The following is a 6,907-nucleotide window of genomic DNA, read 5'->3' as shown; positions in this document are numbered from 1 at the left end:
CGCCCGGTCTCCGGCCCGATCCCCGGCACCCGGCCGCTCCTGCCCGCCTGCCCGGTCGCGCGCCGCGCGGTCGGACACGCCGGCACCGCCCTCGCGACCGCGGAACTCATTGCGCCGGTCCCCGCCTGGCACATCGCGCGAGAATTTCTCGCGGGTGGCGTTGTCGCGGTAGGCCACGCCCTGGCGGTGACTGGCGTCATGCTGCCAGCGCCCGCCCGCCTGTACCTTGGTGCGGTCAAAGTTGCGGTCGATATTGGTGGCCCGGTTGACATTGATGTTCACGTCGCCGCCGCCCCAGTTGCAGTTGCCGAAGATCGCCCCGGCGGCGGCCAGCCCGATGCCCCAGGCAAAGCCCGTGGCCAGCGCGGCGCCCGGGTAGTAGGCGGGATAAGGCGGCCAGTAGTACGGCGGGTAGGACGGATAACCCCAGGAGCCGTAGACCACGGTGGGGTTGTAGGCCGGGACGTAGATGACCTGCGGGTCGGCCGGTTCGATGCGCACCACGGTCTGCACGCCTGGCGCCGCCGTGGTCGCGGGCTCGACAATGACCTTCTGCTGTTCGGTGGTCTTGAGGTTGCCGGATTGCTGGGCCTTGTTGCGCAGCCGCTGGACCGCGGCCAGCACGTCTTTCTCCTGGGCCAGGAAGGCATCGCCCAGCTTCTGCGTCCAGTCGAGCTTGTCGTTCATCGGCTCAAGCACCTGCGGGAAGGCCACCAGCGACTTCACGCTGACATCCCAGGGCTGGTCGGCCACGGCCTTGACCGCGGCGTCGCCCTTGACCTTGGGATTGGCCTTGACCCAGCGCGCCGCGTGCACGATCTCCAGCGGATAGGTGGAGGCCATCAGCACCTGCGACAACACGGAATCGGGATAGAGCGCGATCGGCGCGACCAGCGCCTCAAGCTCCTCGGGCTTGAAGGTGGGTGGCGGGTTCTGTAAGTCTTGGGCAGCGGCGCCGCCCGCTCCCGCCACCAGCGCGACAAACAGCCATGCGCAGCCGGACCTGAGCAGCCGCCTGACCAGAAAGGCCATGTTCCCTCCTCGCAGCCGGTGACGGAGCCATCCGAGGCGTACTGGGGCAGCGCGCCGGGCTTGAGGATGTTCTCCTGCCGCGCGCCATTGCCAGCCGGCATACAGAGCGGATATTGCTCCATACGCGCTACGAAGGTAGTACGGAAGACATTGAAATTCAACCGAATTCCGGTCGCCGCCCGGCAAGGGTTGCGACAGGAAAACGGATCGGCATGAGGATTTCCCCCGATTTTGTTCCTATCGTAGAAACGAGCCGCCAGCGCGCATGCAAGCGGTACCCCCAGGTTTGAAGGTGCATGACCGGACCCTCAAGGCACCGGTACGTCAGTGGAGGAAGATCATGGCCAAGCGAAAAGGGAAGCGCCACGGCGGCAACGGGAGCCAGGCGGAGCCGCCGCGCGAACCAGGCCCGGCTGACAGCCTCGACGAAAAGCCGGACCAGCAGCAGCGCGAGCGCATGTCGGAGAAGGAATACCAGAAGGCGCTCTTCACCCTTCATGTCGAGCTGGTCAAGCTGCAGCAATGGGTGCAGGCCAGCGGCAGCAAGGTCTGCGTGGTGTTCGAAGGGCGCGACGGTGCCGGCAAGGGCGGCGCTATCAAGGCCATCACGGAACGCGTCAGCCCGCGCATTTTCCGCGTGGTCGCCCTGCCCGCGCCGACCGACCGCGAAAAGAGCCAGATGTACGTGCAGCGCTACCTGCCGCACCTGCCCGCCGCGGGAGAGATCGTCATCTTCGACCGGAGCTGGTACAACCGCGCCGGCGTCGAACGCGTGATGGGATTCTGCACCGAAGCGCAGGCCGACGAGTTTCTGCGCGCCGTCCCGCTGGTCGAACGCGCCATCGTGCATTCCGGCATCATCCTGATCAAGTACTGGCTCGAGGTCAGCCCGGAGGAGCAGACCCGCCGCCTGCAGGGACGCATCAAGGACGGCCGCAAGGTCTGGAAGCTCACTGACATGGACTTGCGCTCGTACAGCCGCTGGTACGACTATTCACGCGCGCGCGACGCCATGTTTGCCGCATCCGATACCGACTATGCCCCATGGCATGTGGCCAATTCCAATGACAAGCGCCGGGCGCGCCTGAACATCATCACGCACCTGCTGGCACAGATCCCGTACCAGGCGATCGAACGCAAGCCGGTCAAGCTGCCTGCCAGGCAGAAGGCGGGCGGATACCGGGAGCCCGACTATCCCTATCGGTACGTCGAAGACCGGTACTAGCTACTTCGGCAGCTTGCGCGACCTCCAGTTGCCGTCCTTCTCCTTGCAGTACCACCCGGTCCAGGCTTCGGTTTCGCCGGCCCGGCGGAATTCACTGCGCAGTTGCCGGCAGCGGTCGCCGTGGTCGCGCCGGGACTGCAATGGCGTGAAGGAACCTTCGACCTGCCGCTCGCGCGTGTCGGGCGGCAGCCTGAACGTCATGCGGGCGCCGTCGGCGCCCTGCTCCAGGGTCCTGCGGAAGACAGCCGTCAACGCCGTGAGCTGGTCCTGGGTAAGCGTGCCGACGATGGTGCCGCCCAGGTAGTGGTCAAAATAGGCAACGGCCGGCCCCGCCGACATTGCACCCGCCAGCATTGCGGCACTGCATGCCAGCGCGTGCAGGATCGTGTATCGCCTGTTCATCTTGCCTCCTCCGCCATGGCACGCCCCCAATCGGGCAAGCGCGGAAGCACCGGACCCACATGCCCGCCAGCCGCGGCAGCGGCCTATTCGAAGCGCTCGGTCAGCACCATCGCGTCCACCTTGCGCTGCTTCCAGAACAGGTGGTTGATGCGCGGCTGCAGCAGCCGCAGCGCGGCCCCATCGACCGAATTGAAATGCAGCGACACCGCCGGGCGGGTGCCGTCTCCCGGAACGCGCTCGATCTCATCGCAGGCCGGGAAGCCGTAACGACCGATGAACTCCTGGATTTCCTCGTCGGTTGTCGCCGTATCGATATTCACAAGCATCAGCACACTCATTGACGTCTCCTGAAGGCTCGGGATGCCAGACAGCCCGGTTCCGATGCGGCCCTTGAATCCGCGGGCCCATCTCCCCTTCCTATCTTTAAGCCAGGCCGGATCGGAAGGCAAACTTTGATTCCCGATAAGGAGTCCAGGGCAGATTCCGCCACCTGCGGCGGCTTCGATCCGGCTGGCGCCGGACCGTGCGCCGACACTAGCGCCCTGCCGCGCGGTAGCGCATCGCGAATTGCCACCCCAGTTCGGCCAGCGGCGCCGCCTTCCTGCCTGTCTCCACGGCATCCGCCGCGGCGGCGTTGCCGCTCCTGGCTCGCTGCCCGATGCCGTGCATGATCGCCGCGAGCCGGAAGAAGTTGTAGGCAAGATAGAAGTCCCAGTGCTCGAGCGCGTGCGTGCCGTTGGCCTCGCCGTACCAGCGCAGGTAGGTCGCCTCGTCGGGAATGCCCAGCGCCTGCAGGTCGAGCCCGCCGATACCGCGCCACAGGTCGGCCGGGATATGCCAGCTCATGCAGTGGTAGGCCAGGTCCGCCAGCGGGTGGCCGAGCGTGGACAGCTCCCAGTCGAGCACGCCGATGACGCGGGGCTCGGTGGGATGGAAGACGAGGTTGTCCATGCGGTAGTCGCCATGTACCACGCTGGTCTGCTCCGCGTCCGGGACGTGCTGCGGCAGCCACTCTGCCAGCGCCGCCAGCGCCTTGTTGTCGCCGATGCCGGTGTCTCGGCACTGGCCGGCCCAGCGCGCGACCTGGCGCGCCACGTAGCCACCGCTCCGGCCATAGTCCGCCAGGCCGGCGGCGCGGTAATCCACCCGGTGCAAGGCGCCGATCACGCGGTTCATCTCGCGGTAGAGCGCGGCGCGCTGTTGCTGGGACTGGCCCGGCAGGGACTGGTCATAGACCACGCGGCCCTGCAGGAATCCCATCACGTAGAAAGGCGTGCCAAGGATCGCGGTGTCTTCGCTGTACAGGTGGACCCGCGGCACCGGCACGTCGCTGTCGCGCAGCGCGCGCATCACGCGGTACTCGCGGTCGATGGCATGTGCGGACGACAGCAACTGGCCCGGCGGCTTGGTGCGCAGCACGTATTGCTGCGCACCGCAGGCCAGCCGGTAGGTCGGATTGGACTGGCCGCCGGCAAGGCGCTCCAGGGTCAGTTCGGGCCGGTCGATCAGGCCTTCTGCGTGCAGCAGCGCTGCCAGGGCTGCGCTGTCGAAACCCGATCCGCCAGTCGCGGCGGGAACTGCAAGGGCTGGTTGCACCGGATCGCTCTCCTCGATTGCGGCTGGGCTCACAGCGAGCTGACCGCGTGGCCGCCGTCCACGGGCAGCACCGTACCGGTCATGTAGTCGGAAGCATCCGAGGCCAGCAGCAGCAGCGCACCGTCGAGCTGGCGGGCCTGGCCGAGCCGGCGCTGCGGAATGCGGCCGATCATGGCCCGGCCGCTGTCGGTCTCGAAGAAGCTGCGGTTGATGTCGGTTTCGAAGTAGCCCGGCGCCAGCGCGTTCACGCGGATCCCGTGCCGCGCCCATTCCAGCGCCAGCGAGCGCGTCAGGTGGATCAGGCCCGCCTTCGCGGCGGTGTAGGCGGGGACCTGCTGCGCCACGCGCAGGCCGAGGATCGACGCGATATTGACGATGCTGCCGCCGCTGCCGGAGTCGCGCATCATCCGCGCCGCGCATTGCGCCACGCGCCAGGCGCCGTTCAGGTTGGTATCGATCACGCCTTGCCAGGCGGCCTCGTCCACCTCCATGGCCGGCCCGGTGGTGGCGATGCCGGCGCTGTTGACGACCACCCGGACCGGGCCGAGCTGTTGGCGCGCCGTCTCGAACGCCGCACCGACCGACGCCGGATCCCTGACGTCGAGCGCAACGACGCAGCCTTGCCCGCCCTGCCTGCGCAGCTCCGCCAGCACGGCCTCGCCTTCGGCCACGCGCCGCCCCGCCAGTGCCACCTTGCAGCCGGCGCGCGCCAGCGTCTGCGCAAAATGCAGGCCCAGGCCGCCAAAGGCCCCGGTCACCAGCGCCACCTTACCTTCCAGGTCGGCGAACAGGCCGAGGTTGCGTTCTTGCTGGTTCATTGCCTGTCTCCTCTGCATCGGGCTCAGGCGGCCTTGAGCATGTCCTCGACCACCTTCTTGGCGTCGCCGAACACCATCATGGTCTTGTCCATGTAGAACAGCTCGTTGTCCAGCCCGGCATAGCCGGCAGCCATCGAGCGCTTGTTGACGATGATGGTCTTGGCCTTGTACGCCTCCAGGATCGGCATGCCGGCGATCGGCGACTGGGGGTCGTTCTTGGCCGCCGGGTTGACCACGTCGTTGGCGCCCAGCACCAGCACCACGTCAGCCTGGCCGAACTCGCTGTTGATGTCTTCCATCTCGAAGACCTGGTCGTACGGCACCTCGGCCTCGGCCAGCAGCACGTTCATGTGACCCGGCATGCGGCCGGCCACCGGGTGGATCGCGTACTTGACGGTCACGCCCTTCTCCGTGAGCGCTTCGGTCAATTCTTTCAGCGCGTGCTGCGCGCGCGCCACCGCCAGGCCGTAGCCCGGCACGATGATGACCGTCTCGGCGTTGCCCATCAGGAAGGCGGCGTCGTCGGCCGAGCCGGACTTCACGCTGCGCTGCGCCTGCCCTGCCGGCCCGCTCGCGGCGGTGGCGTCGCTGCCGAAGCCCCCAAGGATCACGTTGAAGAACGAGCGGTTCATCGCCCGACACATGATGTACGAAAGGATCGCGCCGGAGGAACCCACCAGCGAGCCGGCGATGATCAGCATCGGGTTGTTCAGCGAGAAGCCGATGCCCGCCGCCGCCCAGCCCGAGTACGAGTTCAGCATCGACACCACCACCGGCATGTCGGCGCCGCCGATCGGGATGATGATCAGCACGCCCAGCACGAAGGCGAGCGCCAGCATGACCAGGAACGGCATCCACGCCTGCGTCAGAAAGAACGCAATGCCGAAGCCCACCATCGCCACCGCCAGCAGCAGGTTCAGCCAGTGCTGGCCGGCAAACACCACCGGCGCGCCCTGGAACAGGCGGAACTTGTAGCGCCCGGCCAGCTTGCCGAAGGCGATCACCGAGCCCGAGAACGTGATGGCACCGACGAAGCAGCCGATGAAGAGTTCGATGCGGTTGCCCAGCGGAATGTCGTGCGAACCGGCAGCCGTGATGCCGAAGGCAGCGGGCTCCGCCACTGCCGCCACCGAGATAAACACCGCGGCCAGGCCGATCAGCGAGTGCATCGCCGCCACCAGTTCCGGCATCTTGGTCATCTGCACCTTCTTCGCCACATAGGCGCCGATGCCGCCGCCCACCACCAGCGCGGCCAGGATCAGCGCCAGGCCGGTGCCCGGCGCGGACGGGTCCGCCCCGCCGGACAACAACCCACTCTTCAGCTTGAAGATCAGCGCCACCGTGGTAAGCGCCGCGACCACCATCCCGGCCATGCCGAAGACATTGCCGCGCCGCGCCGTGGTCGGGTGTGACAGCCCCTTGAGCGCCTGGATAAAGCACACGGACGCGCCCAGGTAGGACAGCGTCACCATATTCATCGACAGGCCATTCATTGCGCCACCTCCGCCAGCTTTCCGCCGGGCTGCCCCTTGGCTTCGGGCTGCGCCCTGGGTGCCTTCTTCCTGAACATCCCCAGCATGCGCTGCGTGACCAGGAAGCCGCCGAACACATTGACGGCAGCCAGCGCCACTGCCAGCGTGCCCATGGCGCGGCCAACATAGCCCTCGGTCAAGCCGGCGGCCAGCATGGCGCCGACGATGATGATGGCCGAGATTGCGTTGGTCACCGCCATCAGCGGCGTGTGCAGCGCGGGGGTGACCGTCCAGACCACGTGGTAGCCCACGTAGATCGCCAGTACAAAGATGATCAGGTTGATCACCGTGTGGCTAACCAT

General features: G+C 67.2%; 8 protein-coding genes. 1 reads left to right on the top strand and 7 read right to left on the bottom strand.

Features of this window, described 5'->3' with window-relative positions; translation table 11 throughout:
• Positions 1–1,032 (bottom strand): DUF3300 domain-containing protein (locus AC3WRI_RS32645; protein ID WP_492294987.1); only part of this gene is annotated, 1,032 nt, incomplete at its 3' end.
• Positions 1,033–1,372: 340 nt separating this feature from the next.
• Between AC3WRI_RS32645 and ppk2 the strand changes: the two genes are divergently transcribed.
• On the top strand, positions 1,373–2,257 hold the full coding sequence (gene ppk2, locus AC3WRI_RS32640; protein WP_010808928.1) for a polyphosphate kinase 2: 885 nt from the start codon (positions 1,373–1,375) through the stop codon (positions 2,255–2,257).
• Here the strand turns inward: ppk2 and AC3WRI_RS32635 are convergent, their stop codons facing one another.
• The 6 genes from AC3WRI_RS32635 to AC3WRI_RS32610 all read right to left on the bottom strand — a co-directional run.
• Entirely contained in the window at positions 2,258–2,659 is a 402-nt protein-coding gene (locus AC3WRI_RS32635; protein WP_010808929.1) for a hypothetical protein, read from the bottom strand.
• 83 nt (positions 2,660–2,742) lie between these two features.
• A complete protein-coding gene (locus AC3WRI_RS32630; protein ID WP_010808930.1) occupies positions 2,743–2,997 on the bottom strand; it encodes a hypothetical protein in 255 nt (84 codons plus the stop codon).
• A 196-nt stretch (positions 2,998–3,193) separates the two neighbouring features.
• Positions 3,194–4,255, bottom strand: coding sequence for a phosphotransferase family protein (locus AC3WRI_RS32625; protein ID WP_492294985.1), 1,062 nt, complete (start codon positions 4,253–4,255; stop codon positions 3,194–3,196).
• Between the two features lie 29 nt (positions 4,256–4,284).
• Positions 4,285–5,073, bottom strand: a complete 789-nt coding sequence (locus tag AC3WRI_RS32620; RefSeq protein WP_492294983.1) for an SDR family NAD(P)-dependent oxidoreductase — start codon at positions 5,071–5,073, stop codon at positions 4,285–4,287.
• 23 nt (positions 5,074–5,096) lie between these two features.
• The gene (locus AC3WRI_RS32615) at positions 5,097–6,566 is read right to left on the bottom strand and encodes an NAD(P)(+) transhydrogenase (Re/Si-specific) subunit beta (RefSeq protein ID WP_492294981.1); all 1,470 of its coding nucleotides are present in this window, start codon (positions 6,564–6,566) and stop codon (positions 5,097–5,099) included.
• A partial coding sequence (locus tag AC3WRI_RS32610) for an NAD(P) transhydrogenase subunit alpha part 2 (protein WP_492294979.1) occupies positions 6,563–6,907 on the bottom strand: 345 nt, incomplete at its 5' end. The genes AC3WRI_RS32615 and AC3WRI_RS32610, both read right to left, overlap by 4 nt.

Source organism: Cupriavidus sp. FW305-27, from assembly GCF_058787995.1.
The sequence above is the reverse complement of the archived record's forward strand: the minus strand, read 5'-3'. Positions and strand labels throughout refer to the sequence as shown.

What these genes read in the sequence shown, in the direction of transcription:
- AC3WRI_RS32630 (WP_010808930.1), bottom strand. Translation starts at nt 2,997, where the DNA reads ATGAGTGTGCTGATGCTTGTGAATATCGATACGGCGACAACCGACGAG.
- ppk2 (WP_010808928.1), top strand. Translation starts at nt 1,373, where the DNA reads ATGGCCAAGCGAAAAGGGAAGCGCCACGGCGGCAACGGGAGCCAGGCG.
- AC3WRI_RS32620 (WP_492294983.1), bottom strand. Translation starts at nt 5,073, where the DNA reads ATGAACCAGCAAGAACGCAACCTCGGCCTGTTCGCCGACCTGGAAGGT.
- AC3WRI_RS32635 (WP_010808929.1), bottom strand. Translation starts at nt 2,659, where the DNA reads ATGAACAGGCGATACACGATCCTGCACGCGCTGGCATGCAGTGCCGCA.
- AC3WRI_RS32615 (WP_492294981.1), bottom strand. Translation starts at nt 6,566, where the DNA reads ATGAATGGCCTGTCGATGAATATGGTGACGCTGTCCTACCTGGGCGCG.